This window comes from Ralstonia mannitolilytica (assembly GCF_905397375.1).
Lineage (GTDB): Bacteria > Pseudomonadota > Gammaproteobacteria > Burkholderiales > Burkholderiaceae > Ralstonia > Ralstonia mannitolilytica.
The window spans coordinates 1-18,886 of sequence record NZ_CAJPVG010000022.1; the positions used below are offsets into that span (position 1 = coordinate 1).

Here is an 18,886-nt window from a genome sequence, read left to right on the forward strand (position 1 = left end):
TGCCGACTGCAGGACGCTGCGCGTACCTGAGCCTGGTGACGGACGCGTACTCACGCAAGATCGTCGGCTACCACGTGCACGAGAGCCTGCATGCCGAGTCGGTCAGCCGAGCACTGAAGATGGCGCTCAAGACGCGCCAGACCAAGCAGCAGCTGGTGCACCACTCGGATCGCGGCATCCAATATTGCTCAAGCGAGTATCAGCGCATCCACAAACGGCACGGCCTGACATGCTCGATGACCGACGGCTACGACTGCTGTCAGAACGCCCTGGCCGAGCGGGTCAATGGAATCCTCAAGGGCCAGTCCTTGCTCAGCCGCCCCGCCGATCTGCAGCAGGCCGAGCGCATAGTGGCCCAGTCCGTGCACATCTACAACCATGAGCGGCCGCATCAGGCCCTGAAATACAAAACGCCCGATGCGGTGCATCGGGCGTCTAGTGGCTGAACTGAGTGTCAACCTATATCAGGACTAGACATTGGCCTATCAAACAAGGTGACGATGTCCCACCCGGCGCGCATGCTTTGGTACAGTGTGCCGATTAGGCCGCGCGGCATGATTGCCCCGCGGCGCCGAGGCGCCCTCCGCCGCCTGACCGTTTCCCTGCTGGAGTCCCGCACCCATGGCCCAAGTGGTACTTGCCCTCATCGTCGTGGCAGCCGCCGTCTTCTATATCCTGTTCAAGGCCCCCCAGACCGACGCGCAGACACCGGCTGCGGCCGCGCCCGCCGTAGCAGTTGCCCCTGTCCCAGCGCCGCCGCCCCTGGCGCCCCCCGCTGCATCCGCGGCCGAAGCACCGGCAGCACCGGCAGCACCGGCAAGTACGCCGGCTGCCTCGGAGCCGGCCGCCGCTTCGGCGCCCGCAGCGAGCGGCAACGTCGCAGCTGGCGCCTCGGTACCCACCGCCAAACCCTGACGTTTTCGTCGTAAGGGTTTCACCGATAGGCATCGTACGGTGGCGTCCGAGGGTAAAATAATGCCCCTTCATTCTTCCAACGACCGGTACGGCACAGCATGGCAGGATTCCGCTCCAAGGCCCCCCAACGTCTTTCCCCCGATGCAGAACGGCTTGTGGCCGACGCGCTCGCGCTCGACGCATCGGGCAGTCGCATCGAAGACGTGTATTGGGAACAACGGCTGTCCGAACGTCTTTCGCGGCTGCTCAAGAACGGCAGCCAGACGGCGCTCGACGCCGCACTCGATCATCTTTTCAAGCACAACGAAGAGGCTTCCGACGTGCTGGCCGAGCAGGCCGAAACGTTGGCCGAATCGGCGGTCGTGAGCTCAGGCGGCGTCGAGTATGACGCGCTGCTCATCGCGGCGCCCATCCTCGCGCATACGCGCTACGTCATTCCCTCCGGCGCCATCAAGCCGGAACTGGCGCAGACCCTGCAGGTGCACCTCCAGGCGCACGTGATGGCGTCGAACGCCCGCGTGGCGCTGGCGCCCTACCTGTACAGCATCGACCAGCTGCCGCGCACGCATTCCGATACCTTTGCGCTGACGCACAAACTGACCGCCTATGCGCTGTCGGGTCAGCCGCCCAAGGTCGATCTGCGCGACATGCCCGAAACCGCACCGATCCTTGCAGACCCGCGCTATCTGCTGGCCATCGTCGTGGCGCAGCACGGCCAGCCGCTGTTCCGCTGGCAGGAAGACGCCAAGGAACACCACGCCGAGCGCTCCGCATGCCTCGAGCAATGGCGCCAGCAAGTCACGCCGACCGTCTCCACCCTGATGCCCGGCTGCGAGTTCGAGCTGCTGCTGCCGGATGCGTTCTTCCTGTCGTGCCGCGAATCCGACAAGCGCATCCGCCCGCTCACGGTGCGCGCCGCGGTCAACTACCTGCAGGGCGCGCTCGACATGCCGGCCAACCGCTTCGGTGCGATCATCGGCGCATTTGGCGAGGAGCAGATCGAGGAATACCGCGTGGCCTTCACCGTGCGCGGCGAGAAAGACCTCATCTACGGCATTGTCTGGCCCGTCTATGGCCGCGATGGCGGTGCGACCGACCTGACTGCAGAGGGCGAACCGGGCAGCCCCCTTGAGCAGATCTGCGACGAACTGCGCGCATGCGGCATTGAAGACATCTTCCGCCACGGCCAGCTCTTCGAGCCCGAATACTGCGAAGACTGCGGCGCCCCGCTCTATGCAGACCGCGCGGCCGAGATCGTCCACGCAGAGATGCCCGAAGACGCACCGACGCAGCAGCCGCTGTTCCACTGAAGCCGATGCAAGCAAGCCACCTCCGGGTGGCTTTTTTTACGCCACGCCGGCTCATATGATTTGTCGGATTGCGCAGCACGCGCTTGCGCGGCCTGCGGCACAATGACGAACCCGCCACCTGGCATCACCGCCCGAACCCGAGGAGCTCCCCGATGGCCCATCGCCCCTTCATTCGCGCCCTGATCCGCGGCCTGGCCGCATGCGCACTGGCTGGCAACGCCGCTGCCGCCCTGGCCGACGATCTGCGCATCGGCCTGTCCGCCGACGTGACGTCCATGGACCCGCAGTGGAACAATGCAGGCCCGAACAACGCGATGGCGCTGCACGTCTTCGAGTCGCTGGTCTTCCTGGACAAGAACGGCCGCTACACGCCGGGCCTGGCCACGTCGTGGAAGCCCATCGACGCCAACACGTGGGAGATCAAGCTGCGCCCCAACGTGAAGTGGAGCGACGGCACGCCCTTCACCGGCGAAGACGTGAAAGCCTCGATCGAACGGCCGGCACGCCTGACCAACAGCCCGGGCCCGTTCACCAGCTATACGAAGTCGATCACCGACGTGCAGATCGTCGATCCGCTCACGGTGCGGCTGAAGGTGTCGATTCCGAATTACGCGAGCATCCCGAACGACCTCAACAGCCTGCCGATCCTTCCCAAGAGGGTGGCCAATGCTTCGCAGGCGGACTTTGACGCCGGCCGCGCGATGATCGGCACGGGGCCGTTCCTGTTCGATCACTTCACGCGCGGGCAGGAAATCGTGCTGAAGAAGAACCCGCACTACTGGGGCCGCGCGCCGCAGTGGGACAAGGTCACCTTCAAGATCATCACCGACAACGCTGCGCGCACGGCTGCCCTGCTTTCCGGGGACGTGGATGTCGTCGAGGCCGTGCCCGCTGCCGACGTGCCGCGCATCAAGCAGAACCCGAACTTCCACCTCGAGCAGCAGGTGTCGTGGCGTACCATCTTCTGGCAGATGGACCAGGGCCGCGACGTCTCGCCGTTCGTGACGGACAAGGCCGGCAAGCCGCTGACGAAGAACCCGTTCAAGGACCACCGCGTGCGGGAAGCGGTGGCGCTGGCCATCAATCGCGATGCCATCGTCAGCCGCGTGCTGGAGGGCCAGGGCGTGGTGGCGTCCAGCATTGTGTCGCCGCAGATCTTCGGCCACCCGGGAGGCAAACCGATTGCATACGACCCGGACCGCGCGAAGAAGCTGCTCGCCGAGGCCGGCTACCCCGACGGCTTCGGGCTCACGCTGCACGCCACCAACAACCGCTATCTGAACGACGCACAGGTCGCACAGACCACCGCCCAGCTGCTCACGCGCATCGGCATCCAGACCAAGGTCGAGACCCTGCCGGTGGCGGTGTACTTCTCACGCGCGCGCCAGGGCGAGTTCTCCTTCATGATGCTCGGCTGGGGTTCGGTGGCGGCGGATGTGGCGCTGCGCAGCATTCTCGGCACGCCAAATCCCCAGACCGGTTACGGGTCGTGGAACTGGGGCCGCTACAGCAATCCGGAACTGGACAAGCTGGTGCAGGCGTCGCTGTCCACCGTGTCGAGCGAGCAGGCGCACGAGCAAGCCGCCAAGACCGCCACGCGCTTCGCACAGCAGGACTACGCGATCATCCCGTCGCACCACCAGTTGGCCACGTGGGCAATGCGCAAGGGCATCCGGTATGAGGCGCGCACCGATGAGTGGTCGCTCGCGTGGCTGTTCACCAAGCAGTGATGGGGGCAGCGCAACGTCGTAACGCGCTGTTACAGCTAAATCGCCTCGAATGCCGCACTGGAGCGCATTCGGGTAAGCCGCAGGAACTTTCGTCCCGGGCTTTCCTCTATCATGGCGTTTTTCCATGCCGACACCCTGTAACACTCGAGATGTTGCGACCCAAACTACTCTGTCTCGGCGTCGTCGCCCTGCTGGCCGCCTGCTCCAACCTGCAGACCGAACCGACCGACACGTCGGCACAGGCGACCGCCACCGCGACGCCGAGCACACCGGCCGTGCAAGCCAAGCCGGCCCCGCAGCCCGCACGCACCACGCCGCCCATCGTCTTCGACGCCTCTGACAGCGAGACCACCACCACAGTGAACCTGCCGCCCAAGGACAAGATCAGCTTGTCCGAATACCGCGCGCAGACCCGCGACCGATTAATCAAATCCGAGAACGCCCGCCCCGATGTGGCCGACTGTGCCGCACACGCGAGCTGGATCATCCCGCGCTCGACGAACTTCGACCAGTTCCGCCTGCCGACCGGCGCCCTGTCCGAAGGGCAGGCCAAGGTTGAACCGTGGGACTCGCGCTTCTCGTCGAGCAAGCAAGGCGCGATCAAGGTCTCCAGCGTCGTGAGCTTCAGCGCCGCCGTCCACAAGCGCGGCACGGGCAGCGACCAGTGGGAGCCGGTCAAAGTCCGCTGCGGCTACGACGAAGGCATGATGCTCGCGTACGAGCTGCTCGATGCGAATGGCCAGCCGTTTGCCGCCCCGGCGGCCGCACCGTCGTCCACGACGGTGCGCACCCACTGCCGTCGCGGGCACCGCTGCACGAACGCTGCCGTGTCGCACGGCAAGTCTGCCGCCAAGGGCAAGGGCGCGGCAAAGTCCTCGGTCAAGGCCACCAAGGGCAGCACAGCCAAGACCAAGTCGACCACGGCCACGAAGTCCACTGCCAAGTCGGCTGCCAAGAAAACGACGAAGAAGAAGTCGTCCAACTAAGCGCGTCGCGCCGCCCACCTGGCGGCGCCGCGCTGGTCTTCAGCCCAGATATTCGAGGATGGCCTGCAGCATGGCCGCGCCCAACGCGGCGCTGCGGGCGCCGTTCCAGCCGACGCGCGCGTCGGGCAGGTTGGCGTTGTCCTTGAACGGCATTTCGAGCGTCAGCGCCAGGCACCGGTACGTGTGGCCGATGTACTTGGAGGCGAGCTTGAGCGCGTCTTCGTTGTACTTGCTCGCCTCGTAGCCGTATTGCGTCTGGAAGTCGGGCGACGCGCGCAGGAACGCTGCGACAAAGCGGTCCTGGTCGGCACGCTGGGCATCGGTGAAGCCCGGCAGCATTTCACTGCCAGCCACGAATACGTAGGGCAGCGCCTCGTCGCCGTGGATATCGAAGAACAGGTCGACGCCGGTCTCCTCGATGGCCCGGCGCACGCACAGGACTTCAGGACTGCGCTCGGCGTCGGGCTCCATCCACTCCCGATTCAGGTTGGCGCCGGCCGCGTTGGTGCGCAGGTTGCCCAGCGCCGACCCGTCAGGGTTCATGTTCGGCACGATGTGAAACACGGCGCGCTCGGTGAGCAGTCGGCCCACTGAATCCCCGCCCCATACGCCCTGCCGCGTGAGGCGGGCGACCAGACCTTCCACGAACCACTCGGCCATCGTCTCGCCGGGATGCTGGCGGGCGATGATGCACACGTTCTTCTTGCCGGGCGCTGGCTCGCCGACGGTGATGCACGTCATGTCACGACCTTGCACCGTGCTGCCCAGGCGCTGCGTGCGCACGCCGGGCTTCGTTTGCGCCGCTGCCACCAGCGACAGGTGACGCTCATCGGAATACGGCTCGAAGTAGGCAAACCAGATGCTGTCGTGCTCGGGCGTCACCTCGATGGTCATGGTCCTGCCGTCATAGCGCGTCGGCACGCGGAACCAGTGTTCGCGGTCGTATGAGGCGACGGCCTGGTAGTCCTTCCAACCCGCCGCATAGGTGCATTCGCCCGCATTTTCGAACGCGAGCTGGCACGCCTGGCCCTGCACGCCCTGCAGGCGGAAGTGGAACCACTGCGTGAAATCCGCGTGCGAATCGCGGCGAATGCGCAGGCGGATGGCATCGGCGCGGGCGACATCGACGATTTCGATGGCGCCGCTGTCGAATACGCTGGAAATGTACGGTTGATTGGCAGTCATGTCGGATCCTGTCATCAGGTGGGCTTGCGGCGGAAGACCCAGCGCTCGTCGTCGGAATCGGCAGTGGCAAAGGCATAGCCGTCGACGTCGAACGCCTTGAGCTTGCGCGGATCGGTGATGCGGTGCTCGATCGCGTAACGCGCCATCAGGCCGCGCGCGCGCTTTGCGTAGAACGAGATGATCTTGTACTGGCCGTTCTTCCAGTCCTCAAACACCGGCGTGACGATGCGCGCCTTGAGCACCTTGGGCCGCACCACCTTGAAATACTCTTCCGACGCGAGATTGACGAGCACGGGATCGTCGTCGGCCTTGAACAGCTCGTTGAGGGCGAGCGTCACGTCGTCGCCCCAGAAAGCGTAGAGGTCCTTGCCGCGCGGGTTGGCCAGGCGCGTGCCCATTTCGAGGCGGTATGGCTGCATCCAGTCGAGCGGGCGCAGCACGCCATACAGGCCGGAGAGGATTCGCAGATGCTTCTGCGCAAATTGCAGATCGTCGGCCGACAGCGAATTCGCATCGAGCCCGCCGTACACGTCGCCATCGAAGGCCAGCGCGGCCTGCTTGCTGTTCTCGGCGGTGAATTCTGGCGACCAATCGGCATAGCGCGTGGCGTTGAGCACGGCCAGCGGGTCGGAAATGTGCATCAGCGTGCCGATCTGGGCGGGCGACAGCTTGCGAAGCACTTCGATGAGTTCTGCGGAGCGCGCGATGAAATCGGGCAGCGTGTGGGTCTTGATGCGCGGCGGCGTCTCGTAGTCGAGCGACTTGGCCGGCGAGAGGACGATGATCATGTCAGAATCGCGGTTCACAAGTCTTGAATTGTATCGAATGGCAGACGCTGCCGCCCTCGCTCCTTCGGCCCCCGCCCGCCCCTGCGCCGCGCCGCGCGTGGTGCTGGACTCCAACATCTGGGTCGACATTCTCGTCTTCGACGATGCGGTTGCGCGCCCCATTCGCGCGGCGCTGGAGGCAGGCCGCCTGGACGCCATCATCAGCCCGGCCTGCCGCGAGGAACTGCGACGCGTGCTCGGCTATCCGCAATTCGCGCACTACGCCGTCGATGCGCAGGCCGCGCTGGCCTGGGTCGATCGCGTCACGCGCCCGGTGGCAGACCCAGAGGAAGCGGCCCGCGCAAACGGCGAAACGTTCGTGCCGCGCTGCAAGGATCGCGACGACCAGAAATTCCTCGCGCTGGCCGATGCCGCAAGCGCCACGTATCTGGTCTCCAAGGACAAGGCCGTGCTCAAGCTCAAGCGGCGCATGGCCAAATATTGCGACGTGGCGGTGCTCCCGCCCAAGCAGTTTGTTTCGGAAGTCCAGTTGTAAGACAGTCCTCGCTCAAGCTGAAGTCATGACCACCGCTGCCGCACGCCCCGCTGAAACGCCCGCGCCCATCGCGTCCCTTCCCCCACTGCCCTCGCGGCTGCCGAATGTCGGCACGACCATCTTCACCGTGATGTCGGCGCTGGCTGCTGAAAAGCAGGCCGTCAACCTCGGCCAGGGCTTCCCGGATTTCGACTGCGACCCGCGCATCGTCGATGCGGTGTCCGATGCGATGCGCGCGGGCCTGAACCAATACCCGCCGATGACGGGCGTGCCCGCATTGCGTCAGGCCATCGCCGCGAAGGTCGCCAAGCTCTACGGCCACGCGTACGATGCCGACCGCGAGATCACCATCACCGCGGGCGCCACGCAGGCGCTGCTGACGACCGTGCTGTGCTGCGTGCATCCCGGCGATGAAGTCATCGTGTTCGAGCCGACATACGACAGTTACATCCCGTCGATCGAGCTGGCGGGCGGCAAGGTCGTGCCCATCACGCTGAACGCGCCGGACTTCCGCATCCCGTTCGACACGCTGGCCGCTGCGATCACACCGCGCACGCGCCTGATCATGCTGAACACGCCGCACAATCCGACAGGCACTGTGTGGCATGCGGACGATATGCAGAAGCTGGCGGAAATCCTCGCCCCGACCAACGTGCTGCTGCTCTCCGACGAGGTGTACGAGCACATGGTGTACGACGGCGTGCCGCATGCATCGGTGGCGCGCATTCCGGAGCTGGCGCGTCGCGCTTTCGTGGTGTCGAGCTTCGGCAAGACGTATCACGTGACGGGCTGGAAGGTTGGCTACGTGGCCGCGCCGGCCGCACTCATGGCGGAGTTCCGCAAGGTGCATCAGTTCAACGTGTTCACTATCAACACGCCGGTGCAGCACGGGTTGGCGACCTACATGGCCGATCCGCGGCCGTATCTGGAGCTGCCCGCGTTCTACCAGCACAAGCGCGACCTGTTCCGTGCGGGTCTTGCGAAGACGCGATTCAAGCTGCTGCCATGCCAGGGCACGTATTTCCAGTGCGTGGACTACAGTGCCATCTCCGCTCTGCCGGAAGCAGAGTTCGCCACGTGGCTGACGAGCGAGATTGGCGTGGCGGCGATCCCCGTGTCGGCGTTCTATTCGCAGCCGCACGAATCAGGCGTAGTGCGGTTTTGCTTTGCCAAGAAAGACGAAACGCTCCAACTGGCGCTGGAGCGTCTATCGAAGGTGTAACGCCGCAACGGGCATTCAACGCTTGCTGGCGTAATACGCCAGCATCTGCTCCGTGTTGACCTTGCGGTCTGCGTTGACCTTCTGCACATTCGGGTTCTCGGTCATCTTCGCCAGGTACGGCTTCACGCCTTCGATCTGCGCGAGGAGGTCTTCGCCGTAGATGATCTTGCAGGCGGAGCTCACCAGCGGGAAATGCACGATGGCCGCGCAGTCGGCAATGGTGAACGTGTCGCCCGCCACATACGGCGCGAACTTGAACAGCTTGGCCGCCGCCGGAATGTTCTTCTGCAGCTGTTCGCGCGTTTTCGCCTTCAGGTTGTCGCTGATCTTGCCGCCGAAGAACGCTTCGGGATACAGCTGTCGCGCGACCAACTCCAGGTGCAGCTCGAGGAAGGTGACGACCTCGCGCACCTTGGCCGCCTTGAACGGGTCTGCCGGAATCAGCGGGCGCTGCGGATAGCGCGATTCCAGATAGTCGATGATGACCTGCGATTCGCACAGGCCCCCGTCTTCGCCCACCAGGTACGGCACCTTGTGCAGCGGCGAGATCTCGCCGTCGGTCTGGTCCGGCCAACGCAGCGATTCCTCGAACGGGAGGCCCTTCTCCATCAGCGCGAGCTTGACCTTGTTGTAGTAGTTGCTCGCAGAAAAACCGTATAGCGTCAGCATGTGAAGCAGTCTCCTTGGTGGATGGGTGCGGCCTGTCATGGTTGGCGCGGATGCCAAAAATCGCACGCTCGTGCTATTTTAGCCAGACTTCTTTCGATCGCAGCAGGTTTTCCATGCAGACTCTCGGGATTGTGGGCACCGGCGCCATGGGCCGTGGCATTGCGCAGATCGCGGCCCAGGCCGGGTTGCGCGTCAAGCTGTTCGACGCCAACCCGCAAGCCGTGGAAGCGGCGCGTACGGCACTGGCGGATACGCTCGCCAAGCTGGCCGCCAAAGGAAAGATGACGCCGGAGGAAGCCGACGCCACCGTCGCGCGGCTCGTTCCCGCCGCCGCCCTCACTGATCTGGCCGACTGCGATCTCGTGGTCGAGGCCATCGTCGAGAAGCTCGACGTCAAGCGTGACCTGTTCCGCCAGCTTGAAGACATCGTGCGCCCGGACGCGATCCTGGCATCAAACACGTCTTCGCTGTCCATCACCGCGATTGCCGCGGCATGCAAGCACCCGGAGCGCGTGGCGGGGTTCCACTTCTTCAATCCCGTGCCGCTGATGAAGGTGGTGGAAGTGATCGCCGGCCTGCGCAGCGCACCCGCCACCGGCGATGCCCTCGCCGCGCTGGCCAAGCGCATGGGCCACACGGCCGTGCGCTGCATCGACATGCCCGGCTTCATCGTCAACCACGCCGGCCGCGGCATGAACACCGAGGGCCTGCGCATCGCCCAGGAAAGTGTGGCCGGCTTTGCCGACATCGACGCCATCATGCGCGAGCAAGCCGGCTTTCGCATGGGGCCGTTCGAGCTGATGGACCTGACGGGGCTCGACGTTTCGCACCCCGTGATGGAATCGGTCTATCGCCAATTCTATGACGAACCGCGTTATCGGCCGTCGCAGATGACCGCCGTGCGCTTGGCGGGCGGCATCCTCGGCCGCAAGACCGGCGAAGGCTTCTACCGATATCCCGACGGGCAGAAGCAGGTGCCTGCCGAAGCGCCCGCGCCGGCTGCGCGCCCGTCTTCCGTCTGGATCAGCCGCGCGCACGAGGCCGGCCACGCCGCCGCGCAACGCCTGATGCTGGACCTTGGCGTCACGCCCGAGGCTGGTGCCAAACCTTCAGCCGATGCCCTCATCATCGCCACGCCGCGCGGCCTCGATGCCACGGCATGCGTGGCGGCCGAAGGGCTCGACGCACGGCGCACCGTGGCGCTCGACACGCTCTACCCGTTTGCCGCCGCCAAGCGCCGCACGCTCATGACCACGCCCGCCACCGATGCGGCGTACCGCGATGCCGCGCACGGCCTGCTGGCTTCCGACGGCGTCCCCGTCACGGTGATCCGCGATTCGGGCGGCTTTGTCGCACAACGCATCGTCGCGTGCATCGTCAACATTGCGTGCGACATTGCGCAGCAGCGCATTGCCACGCCGGGCGACATCGACCTCGCCGTCACGCTGGGCCTGGGCTACCCCCAAGGGCCGCTGGCGCTGGGGGACACGCTCGGCACGACCGCCATCCTGGAGGTGCTGCAGAACCTCTACACGCTCTACGGCGACCCGCGTTACCGCCCGAGCCCGTGGCTGTTGCGTCGTGCGCGTCTGGGCATGTCGCTGCTTACGCCTGACGCCTGATTGCCGCTTACCCTCACGAGGCCACCATGACCGCGCAATTGCTCTCCAAGCGCATCGGCTCGACGCTGGTGCTGACGTTGTCCAATCCCGACGCGCGCAACGCGCTCGACCCGGTGATGTACACCACGTCGATGGAGGCGATGGACCGCGCCGCCAACGACAACGAGATCCGCGCCATCATCTTTACCGGCGCGGGCAACGCGTTCTGCGCGGGCGGCAACCTGAACCGCCTGCTGGAAAACCGCAGCAAGCCGAAGAGCGTGCAGGAAGAAGGCATCGACGCACTCAACCACTGGATCGAGACGATCCGCACGTTCCCGAAGCCGGTGATTGCCGCGGTGGAAGGCCCGGCAGCGGGCGCGGGTTTTTCGCTCGTGCTGGCGTGCGACTTTGCGGTGGCCGCGTCAGACGCGAAGTTCGTGATGGCCTATGTGAACGTGGCGCTCACGCCGGATGGCGGAGGCTCCTGGCATATCGCGCGCTTCCTGCCGCGCCCGCTGGCGAGCGAGATCATGATGCTCGGCAAGCCCGTGACCGCGGAACGGCTCGCGCATTTCGGCATCATCAATGAAGTCGTCAAACCCGGCGAGGCGCTCGACCATGCCCTGGTGCTGGCCGAGAAGCTTGCTGCGCAATCGCCGCATGCGGTCGGTCGCATCAAGGGCCTGATCGCCAATGCGGAAGACGCCTCGCTGCACGACCACCTGAGAGCCGAGCAGCACAGCTTTGTCGAAGCACTGCATCACACCGATGGCAACGAAGGTATCTCCGCCTTCCTGCAGAAGCGCAAACCACAATATCGCTGAGCATGGTCCCCTTCCCGACGCCCAAGCGCCGGCGCGTCTATCTGATGCGCCATGGCGCCGTGACGTACTTCGATGAGACCGGCCGCCCCGTGCCCTCGCCCGAGGCCGTACCGCTCAACGAACTCGGCCGCAGCCAGGCCACCGCTGCGGGGAAGATCCTTGCCGCGGAGAACATCGTCTTCGACCGCGTGATCGTCAGCGGCCTGCCGCGCACCGTGGAGACCGCGCAGCGCGTGCTGGCCGAGATGCCCGCGATGCAGGAACGCGGCATCGCGCTGGAGGCATGGCCCGAGCTGCAGGAAATCCGCGGCGGCAAGCTGGCGGAGATTCCCGAACATGAAGTCGCGCAAGCCTTCATCGGTGCGTTTGAAGGCACGGTGCATGAAGACCGTCGCTTCCTGAACGGCGAAAGCGTCGGTGAATTCCTCGACCGCGTGATCCCGGCCATCGCACGCCTGCGTGCCCTGCCCGACTGGGACACCATCCTGCTCGTGCTCCACGGCGGCACCAACCGCGCGATCCTCTCGCATGCCATCACGGGCGGCGAGCGGGTGTTCTTCGGCAACCTCGCGCAGACCGCCGGCTGCATCAACGTGCTCGACGTGGGCGACGCCCCAACCGACTGGGTGCTGCGCATGAGCAATTTCTCGCCGCCCTCGCCCGCACACCTCGGCTCGCGGCTGACGACGATGGAGGTACTGCTACAGCAGTACCTGCGCCATCGCCAGCCGACCTGATCTTTCCTCGACACACAACAAGATTCGGAGACACACCCATGGCACAAACGGAGCAGCAGGATTTCTCGGCCTTCGAAGGCACACGCCCGGTGGCGGAACAGCAGAAGTTCGACGTCGGCGCGCTCGAAGCGTGGATGCGCGAACATGTGCAGGGTTTTACCGGCCCGCTCAGCGTCGAGCAATTCAAGGGCGGCCAGTCGAACCCCACCTTCAAGCTGATCACCCCGTCGCGCACCTACGTCATGCGCGCCAAGCCCGGGCCGAAAGCAAAGCTGCTGCCGTCTGCACATGCCATCGAGCGCGAATACCGCGTGATGGACGCACTCGCCAAGACCGATGTGCCCGTCGCGAAGATGTACGCGCTGTGCGAAGACGAAGCCGTGATCGGCCGGGCGTTCTACATCATGGAGTTCGTGCAGGGCCGCGTGCTGTGGGACCAGGCCCTGCCCGGCATGGCGCCGGCCGAGCGCACCGCCATCTATGACGAGATGAACCGCGTCATCTCGGCGCTGCACACCGTGGACTACGCCGCCATCGGCCTGGCGGATTACGGCAAGCCAGGCAACTACTTCGCGCGCCAGATCGAACGCTGGAGCAAGCAGTACAAGCTGTCGGAAACCGAGTCGATTCCGGCGATGGACAACCTCATCGCCTGGCTGCCGCACCACGTGCCGCAAGAGGCACAGGAAGTGACCAGCATCGTTCACGGCGACTACCGGCTCGACAACCTGATCTTCCACCCGACCGAGCCGCGCGTGCTGGCCATCCTCGACTGGGAGCTGTCCACGCTGGGCCACCCGCTGGCCGATTTCAGCTACCACTGCATGAGCTGGCACATCGAGCCGGGGCAGTTCCGTGGCGTGGCCGGGCTGGACTTCGCCGCGTTGGGCATCCCCACAGAAGCCGACTACATCCGCCAATACGAACAACGCACCGGCCGCCGCATCACCGGCGACTGGAACTTCTATCTCGCCTACAACATGTTCCGCATTGCCGGCATCCTGCAGGGAATCATGAAGCGCGTGGTGGACGGCACGGCGTCTTCCGCGCAGGCGCTCGAAGCCGGCAAGCGCGCCCGGCCGATGGCCGAGCTGGGGTGGAAGTACGCCCAGCAGGCCGGCGCCTGACGCACGGCTCAGGCGTACCCGCGGGCCTCGTCCAACGGGCCGGACTGGCGGGCTTCCAGTTCCAGCATCACCGCGCCGGGCATCTGCACGAAGATCTGTACGGCGGTGCGCTCCGGGTGCCGGCGCACCTGATACGGCAGACCGCTCGCGCGCACCTTCGCGAGCACCGTCGATGCGTCCTGCTGCGTGCGGAAGCAGATGTGCGAGAACACCATCTCGGGGGCATCGCCCTCACGATCCACGAGGTGCACCAGCGCATCGTCGCCCTGGTACAGCCACGCCCCGGGAAACGGAAACGCCGGGCGCGGCCCAGGCTTCCAGCCAAGCACGTCTTCGAAGAACTTGAGGATGGGCGAATGGATCGACCCTGGGCCCGCCACGTGAAAGTTCACGTGGTCGAATATCCAATCGCTGCCGGCTGTCATGGGATGCCTCCTTGCAATGACCGTAAATCGATCGCGGCCATTCTTTCATCAAACAAAAACAAGACAATCTGGCTATGCTTTGACGATTCTCCAAACGCGCTTTGACAATGATCGCCCTCGACGACCTGCGCCTGCTGGTGCGCATTGCTGATGCCGGCAACCTGTCCGCCGCAGCACGGCAGCTTGGCTGGCTGCCCGCCACCGCCAGCGCGGCGCTCAAGCGCGTGGAAACCGAACTCGGCGCACGCCTGTTCGAACGCACCACGCGCAGCATGCGCCCGACCGAGGCCGGTCAGCGCTATCTGGGGTATGCCAGGCAAGCCCTGGAGGCACTGGACGAAGGCGCGGAAAGCCTCGGCCAGGACCGCACCGAGCTCTCCGGCCCGATCCGCATTGCGGCCACATCCGACCTGGGCCGGCACATCCTGCGCCCTTGGCTCGACGCCTTCTGCGACGCACACCCTGGCGTGCGCATCACGCTCGTGCTCGGTGACCGGCTTGCCGACCTGATGCGCGAAGACCTCGACCTCGCGCTGCGCTACGGGCATCTGCAGGACTCGGCGCTGGTGCGGCGGCCAATGGCGATGCATCCACGCGTGATCGTCGGCGCGCCTTCGTATTTCAACCAGCACGGCCGTCCTGCGCACCCCAGTGATCTGGCCGACCACCGCTGCCTCATCATGCTGCGCAACGGCGAGCCCGTGACGCGCTGGCAGCTCACCCATGCAAGCGGCCCGGCTCCTGTCGATGTCCGTGGCGACTTTCAATGCGATGACGGCGCCGTCGTGCGCGATTGGGCCGTGGCCGGACGCGGGCTCGCATTCAAATCGTGGCTCGATGTGGCACAGGACGTGTACGCCGGCCGGCTGGAAGTCGCGCTGCCGGCCTGGAGCCACGCGCCCACGCCACTGCAGCTGGTCAGCCTCGCGCGCCGCCATCGCCCGGCGCGGCTGACCGCCTGTGCCGATTTTCTCGCGGCGCGCTTTGCCGAATTCAGCGCGCGTTATCCGTTCCCCTCGGCAAAAGCGGCGACGGCATCGTCCAGGGCCACTTCCGCCATCGCGGCGAAGACATGATCGCGTAGCCAGCGGCTGGCTGCGTCCTGGTCGCTGCTGGTGTGCCAGTACAGGTAGAGCTCCAGCGGCGGCACGTTGAACGGCAGCGGCAGCATGACGTTGCCATATGGCTCGTTGGCAATGCGCGCATACCGGACCGGCAGCGTGGCCAACAGGTCCGTGCAGCTCACCACGCGGCACGCAGCCGGATAGTGCTGGCAGCGCAGCCGCACACGGCGCTCGTGGCCCAGCCGGCGCAATTCCACATCTTCAAGGCCCGCCCCGCGCCGCCGTGACGACACATGCACGTGCTCGCATGCCAGATAGCGCTCCAGCGTGAGCGGCCCCTGCGTGACCGGGTGGCCGGGGCGCGCCAGCACCACCATCGGATCGTTCAGCAGCGGCGCATGCCGAATGGCGGGCGATGCGGGCAGCAGGATGTCGGCCGCTGCGTCGATCGTCCCGGCCAGCAGCTCCGCCTCCAGCTGGCGGCGGTCTCCACGCACGGTCGTCAGGTCGATGCGCGGGGCCTCCTTGGCGATGGCCGCCATGAGCGGCGGCAGCAGTGTCGCCTCCAGCGCGTCGCGCATCGACAGCGTGAAGCGGCGTTCACTGGTGGCCGGATCGAAGCGCGTGCCCTCGCGCAGGGTGCGCTCGAAACCCTGCAGCGCGGTGCGAACCTCGGCGATGAGCGTGCGGGCCAGCGGCGTCGGCACCATGCCTTGTCCGCGGCGCTCGAACAGCGCGTCGTCGAACAGCTCACGCAGCCGGCCCAGCGCGTGGCTGACCGCCGGCTGCGTCAGGTTGAGCGTACGCGCGGCCGCAGTGATGCCGCCTTCCGTATAGATGGCATCGAAGACCACGAACAGGTTCAGGTCGACGCGGGAAATATGCATGACATTGATGAACGGCAATCCACGAAATTCATTTTTCTTATTGTAGGCCAAGGCTTATGCTGGGCGCATGACGATTGCCCAGTCCGCACCCACCGTCCCCGCCGGCTTTGAAACGCTGACCAGGCCCAGCCCCTTCCTGACGATGCTCGGGCCGGTGTATGCGCGTGGCATGGGCCCGTCGATGGTGATGGGCTTTCATGTGCTGGCACACCACCTGAACCGGCGCGGCATCCTGCACGGCGGAGTGGTCGCCTCGCTGGCCGACGCGGCGCTCGGGTATTGCCTGGCAGAGCCCGGCGAAGGCACCGGAGGCGCGCTGGCCATGTCCACAGCCAGCCTGACGGTGGATTTCATCGCCTCTGCCGGAGAAGGCGACTGGATCGAGATCACCCCGGAAGGGTTGCGCACGGGCAGCAAGCTGGCCTTTGCGCAGGCCCTTTTCCACTGCGGCGACCGGTTGGTTGCCCGCGCCAGTGCCGTGTTTGCAGTGCTCGGCGGGCGTGTCTGACGCATAGCCGAGCGTCTGGTCTGAACTGATTGATGGCTGCCCGTTCGAGGCGCTTGTTCGATGTACTGAGGAGACACCATGAATTTCGATTACACGCCCAAGGTCAAGGAAATGCAGGCACGCCTGCTCGAGTTCTTCGACCAGCACATCTACCCGAACGAGCACCGCTTCCACGAAGAAATCGAAGCCAACCGCCGTGCCGGCAACGCGTGGATTCCGACCAAGCTCATCGAAGAACTCAAGCCGCTGGCACGCAAGGCCGGGCTGTGGAACCTGTTCCTGCCGCGTTCGCCGCGCGCGCCCGAAGGCCTGTCGAACCTCGAATACGCGCCGCTGTGCGAAATCATGGGCCGGGTGCCCTGGGCGCCGGAAGTGTTCAACTGCTCCGCGCCCGACACCGGCAACATGGAAACGCTGGAGCGCTACGCGTCCGAAGAGCTGAAAGACCGCTGGCTGGAGCCGCTGCTGCGTGGCGAGATCCGCTCGGCCTTCCTGATGACCGAGCCGGCCGTGGCCTCGTCGGACGCCACCAACATCGAATGCCGCATCGAACGTCAAGGCGACGAGTACGTCATCAACGGCCGCAAGTGGTGGTCGTCGGGCGCCGGCGACCCGCGCTGCGCCGTCTACATCGTCATGGGCAAGACCAACCCCGATGCCGGCCGCCACGAGCAGCAATCGATGATCGTGGTGCCCGCCAACACGCCCGGCATCACGGTCATGCGCCCGCTGAGCGTGTTCGGTTACGACGATGCACCGCACGGCCACATGGAAGTCGACCTCAAAGACGTGCGCGTGCCGGTGGGCAACATCCTGCTCGGTGAAGGCCGCGGCTTCGAGATCGCGCAGGGCCGCCTCGGCCCGGGCCGTATCCACCACTGCATGCGCAGCATCGGCGTGGCCGAGCGCGCGCTCGAACTGATGTGCAAGCGCTTGAGTTCCCGCATCGCATTCGGCAAGGCCATCGCGCAGCACAGCGTCTGGCACGAACGCATTGCCGAAGCCCGCTGCATGATCGAACAGGCCCGCCTGCTGACGCTCAAGGCCGCGTACATGATGGACACCGTCGGCAACAAGGTCGCCAAGGCCGAGATCGCGATGATCAAGGTCGTGGCCCCGAACATCGCCTGCCAGATCGTCGACTGGGCGATCCAGGCACACGGCGGCGGCGGCGTGTCGGGCGACTTCCCGCTGGCCTCAGCCTACGCACACCAGCGCACGCTGCGCCTGGCCGACGGCCCGGACGAAGTGCACCGCGCCGCCATCGCCAAGCTGGAACTGGCCAAGCATCTGCACCTGAAGGACGTTGTCGACATGCCGGTCACGCGCGGCGCCTGATACGCCGCACGGCCGTACCGTTCACTCCTTAACCCCGCCTTGAGCGGGGATTTTTTTGCCCGCTGCCCGGCGTCTGCGCGTTTCTGCGTTCTGTGCTGGAATGGAACACTTTGCGGGCTGCTGGTGGCCCGCACCTCTCTTCCCGGTCAGAAGCCAAGGAGCGAACTCGATGATCGACGTCTATAGCTGGGCCACGCCCAACGGGCACAAAGTGCACATCATGCTGGAAGAATGCGAGCTGCCTTACCGCGTTCACGGCATCAACATCGGCGCCGGCGACCAGTTCAAACCCGACTTCCTCAAGATCAGCCCCAACAACAAGATCCCGGCCATCGTCGATCAGGATGGCCCGGACGGCAAACCGATCTCGCTGTTCGAATCGGGCGCGATCCTGCTGTACCTCGCCGGCAAGACGGGCAAGTTCCTGCCCGACGACGTGCGCGGCAAATACGAAGTGCTGCAGTGGCTGATGTTCCAGATGGGCGGCGTCGGCCCGATGCTCGGCCAGGCGCACCACTTCCGCATCTACGCGCCCGAGAAGATCGAGTACGCGGTCAATCGGTATACGAACGAAGCCAAGCGGCTGTATGGCGTGATCGACAAGCGCCTGGGTGAATCGAAGTTCCTCGGCGGCGCGGATTACTCCATCGCCGACATTGCGACGTGGCCGTGGCTGCGCAGCTGGAAGAACCAGGGGATCGAGCTGTCGGATTATCCGAAGCTGCAGCGCTGGTTTGAAGCGATTGAAGAACGCCCCGCCGTACAGCGCGCGGTGAAGGTGCTCGCCAAGGAACGGCCGGCTGTGCAGGACGACAAAGCGAAGGAGATTCTCTTCGGGGCGACGCAGTACGAGCGGCGTTGATCTGGCGTTTTCCTTTTGCTGGAAGGGCTGCCTTGTTTGGTGGCCTTTTTTGTTTTTGTTGACCCGTCCTGAATAAGGTTGACACTTTTTCCTGGTGGAGCAAGGAGAGTCAAGATGCAAGGGGCAAAGAAGCGAACGCAGCGGGACTACAGTCTGGCTTTTACGCTGTC

The 18,886-nt window shown here is 65.3% G+C and carries 19 protein-coding genes and 1 pseudogene; 15 read left to right on the plus strand and 5 right to left on the minus strand.

Translation table 11 applies throughout. The features are described from left to right. From KHN96_RS22335 to KHN96_RS22355, 5 genes and pseudogenes are all read left to right on the plus strand, one after another. Positions 1 to 474: pseudogene (locus KHN96_RS22335) on the plus strand (IS3 family transposase); the annotation flags it as partial. A 147-nt stretch (positions 475 to 621) separates the two neighbouring features. Beyond that, entirely contained in the window at positions 622 to 915 is a 294-nt protein-coding gene (locus KHN96_RS22340) for a hypothetical protein (RefSeq protein WP_082063037.1), read from the plus strand. A 98-nt stretch (positions 916 to 1,013) separates the two neighbouring features. Continuing rightward, positions 1,014 to 2,225: a DUF2863 family protein gene (locus KHN96_RS22345; RefSeq protein WP_062739610.1), complete on the plus strand. Its 1,212-nt coding sequence runs from the start codon at positions 1,014 to 1,016 to the stop codon at positions 2,223 to 2,225. Positions 2,226 to 2,377: 152 nt separating this feature from the next. Next, complete coding sequence (locus tag KHN96_RS22350; protein WP_045786614.1) at positions 2,378 to 3,955, plus strand: ABC transporter substrate-binding protein; 1,578 nt, start codon at positions 2,378 to 2,380, stop codon at positions 3,953 to 3,955. 149 nt (positions 3,956 to 4,104) lie between these two features. Further along, on the plus strand, positions 4,105 to 4,941 hold the full coding sequence (locus KHN96_RS22355) for a BspC domain-containing protein (RefSeq protein ID WP_062739611.1): 837 nt from the start codon (positions 4,105 to 4,107) through the stop codon (positions 4,939 to 4,941). Between the two features lie 39 nt (positions 4,942 to 4,980). Here KHN96_RS22355 and KHN96_RS22360 read toward each other — a convergent pair whose 3' ends face one another. Further along, entirely contained in the window at positions 4,981 to 6,126 is a 1,146-nt protein-coding gene (locus KHN96_RS22360) for a M14 family metallopeptidase (protein ID WP_115043964.1), read from the minus strand. 14 nt (positions 6,127 to 6,140) lie between these two features. After that, the gene (gene yaaA, locus KHN96_RS22365) at positions 6,141 to 6,914 is read right to left on the minus strand and encodes a peroxide stress protein YaaA (RefSeq protein ID WP_045787837.1); all 774 of its coding nucleotides are present in this window, start codon (positions 6,912 to 6,914) and stop codon (positions 6,141 to 6,143) included. A 37-nt stretch (positions 6,915 to 6,951) separates the two neighbouring features. Here yaaA and KHN96_RS22370 point away from each other — a divergent pair, with 37 nt between their 5' ends. After that, positions 6,952 to 7,449 (plus strand): putative toxin-antitoxin system toxin component, PIN family, encoded by a 498-nt coding sequence (locus tag KHN96_RS22370; RefSeq protein WP_045786611.1) that lies wholly within the window; start codon positions 6,952 to 6,954, stop codon positions 7,447 to 7,449. A 25-nt stretch (positions 7,450 to 7,474) separates the two neighbouring features. Beyond that, a complete protein-coding gene (locus tag KHN96_RS22375; protein ID WP_062739612.1) occupies positions 7,475 to 8,671 on the plus strand; it encodes a pyridoxal phosphate-dependent aminotransferase in 1,197 nt (398 codons plus the stop codon). Positions 8,672 to 8,686: 15 nt separating this feature from the next. On the opposite strand, the gene KHN96_RS22380 is transcribed toward KHN96_RS22375, so the two are convergent. Continuing rightward, positions 8,687 to 9,340 carry a glutathione S-transferase gene (locus KHN96_RS22380; RefSeq protein ID WP_062739613.1) on the minus strand — a complete coding sequence of 218 codons (654 nt, stop codon included), beginning with the start codon at positions 9,338 to 9,340 and terminating at the stop codon, positions 8,687 to 8,689. Between the two features lie 50 nt (positions 9,341 to 9,390). Here KHN96_RS22380 and KHN96_RS22385 point away from each other — a divergent pair, with 50 nt between their 5' ends. The 4 genes from KHN96_RS22385 to KHN96_RS22400 are packed head-to-tail and all read left to right on the plus strand — an operon-like array spanning position 9,391 to position 13,632. After that, a complete protein-coding gene (locus KHN96_RS22385) occupies positions 9,391 to 10,962 on the plus strand; it encodes a 3-hydroxyacyl-CoA dehydrogenase (protein ID WP_115043966.1) in 1,572 nt (523 codons plus the stop codon). A 26-nt stretch (positions 10,963 to 10,988) separates the two neighbouring features. After that, entirely contained in the window at positions 10,989 to 11,768 is a 780-nt protein-coding gene (locus KHN96_RS22390; RefSeq protein WP_045786607.1) for an oxepin-CoA hydrolase, alternative type, read from the plus strand. A 2-nt stretch (positions 11,769 to 11,770) separates the two neighbouring features. After that, positions 11,771 to 12,505 carry a histidine phosphatase family protein gene (locus KHN96_RS22395; protein ID WP_045786606.1) on the plus strand — a complete coding sequence of 245 codons (735 nt, stop codon included), beginning with the start codon at positions 11,771 to 11,773 and terminating at the stop codon, positions 12,503 to 12,505. Between the two features lie 38 nt (positions 12,506 to 12,543). Continuing rightward, positions 12,544 to 13,632, plus strand: coding sequence for a phosphotransferase (locus KHN96_RS22400; protein WP_045786605.1), 1,089 nt, complete (start codon positions 12,544 to 12,546; stop codon positions 13,630 to 13,632). Positions 13,633 to 13,640: 8 nt separating this feature from the next. Here the strand turns inward: KHN96_RS22400 and KHN96_RS22405 are convergent, their stop codons facing one another. Then, a complete protein-coding gene (locus KHN96_RS22405; RefSeq protein ID WP_062739615.1) occupies positions 13,641 to 14,057 on the minus strand; it encodes a VOC family protein in 417 nt (138 codons plus the stop codon). A gap of 107 nt (positions 14,058 to 14,164) precedes the next feature. Between KHN96_RS22405 and KHN96_RS22410 the strand changes: the two genes are divergently transcribed. After that, complete coding sequence (locus tag KHN96_RS22410; RefSeq protein ID WP_045786603.1) at positions 14,165 to 15,133, plus strand: LysR family transcriptional regulator; 969 nt, start codon at positions 14,165 to 14,167, stop codon at positions 15,131 to 15,133. Here KHN96_RS22410 and KHN96_RS22415 read toward each other — a convergent pair. After that, positions 15,061 to 16,008 carry a LysR family transcriptional regulator gene (locus tag KHN96_RS22415; RefSeq protein ID WP_045787836.1) on the minus strand — a complete coding sequence of 316 codons (948 nt, stop codon included), beginning with the start codon at positions 16,006 to 16,008 and terminating at the stop codon, positions 15,061 to 15,063. The two genes, KHN96_RS22410 and KHN96_RS22415, sit on opposite strands and share 73 nt — an antisense overlap. Positions 16,009 to 16,075: 67 nt before the next feature. Between KHN96_RS22415 and KHN96_RS22420 the strand changes: the two genes are divergently transcribed. The 3 genes from KHN96_RS22420 (at position 16,076) to KHN96_RS22430 (ending at position 18,716) form a co-directional block, all read left to right on the plus strand. After that, the gene (locus KHN96_RS22420; protein ID WP_062739616.1) at positions 16,076 to 16,516 is read left to right on the plus strand and encodes a PaaI family thioesterase; all 441 of its coding nucleotides are present in this window, start codon (positions 16,076 to 16,078) and stop codon (positions 16,514 to 16,516) included. A gap of 78 nt (positions 16,517 to 16,594) precedes the next feature. Next, positions 16,595 to 17,854 (plus strand): acyl-CoA dehydrogenase family protein, encoded by a 1,260-nt coding sequence (locus tag KHN96_RS22425; RefSeq protein ID WP_062739617.1) that lies wholly within the window; start codon positions 16,595 to 16,597, stop codon positions 17,852 to 17,854. Positions 17,855 to 18,023: 169 nt separating this feature from the next. After that, complete coding sequence (locus KHN96_RS22430) at positions 18,024 to 18,716, plus strand: glutathione binding-like protein (RefSeq protein ID WP_045786600.1); 693 nt, start codon at positions 18,024 to 18,026, stop codon at positions 18,714 to 18,716. Positions 18,717 to 18,886: the final 170 nt, after the last annotated feature.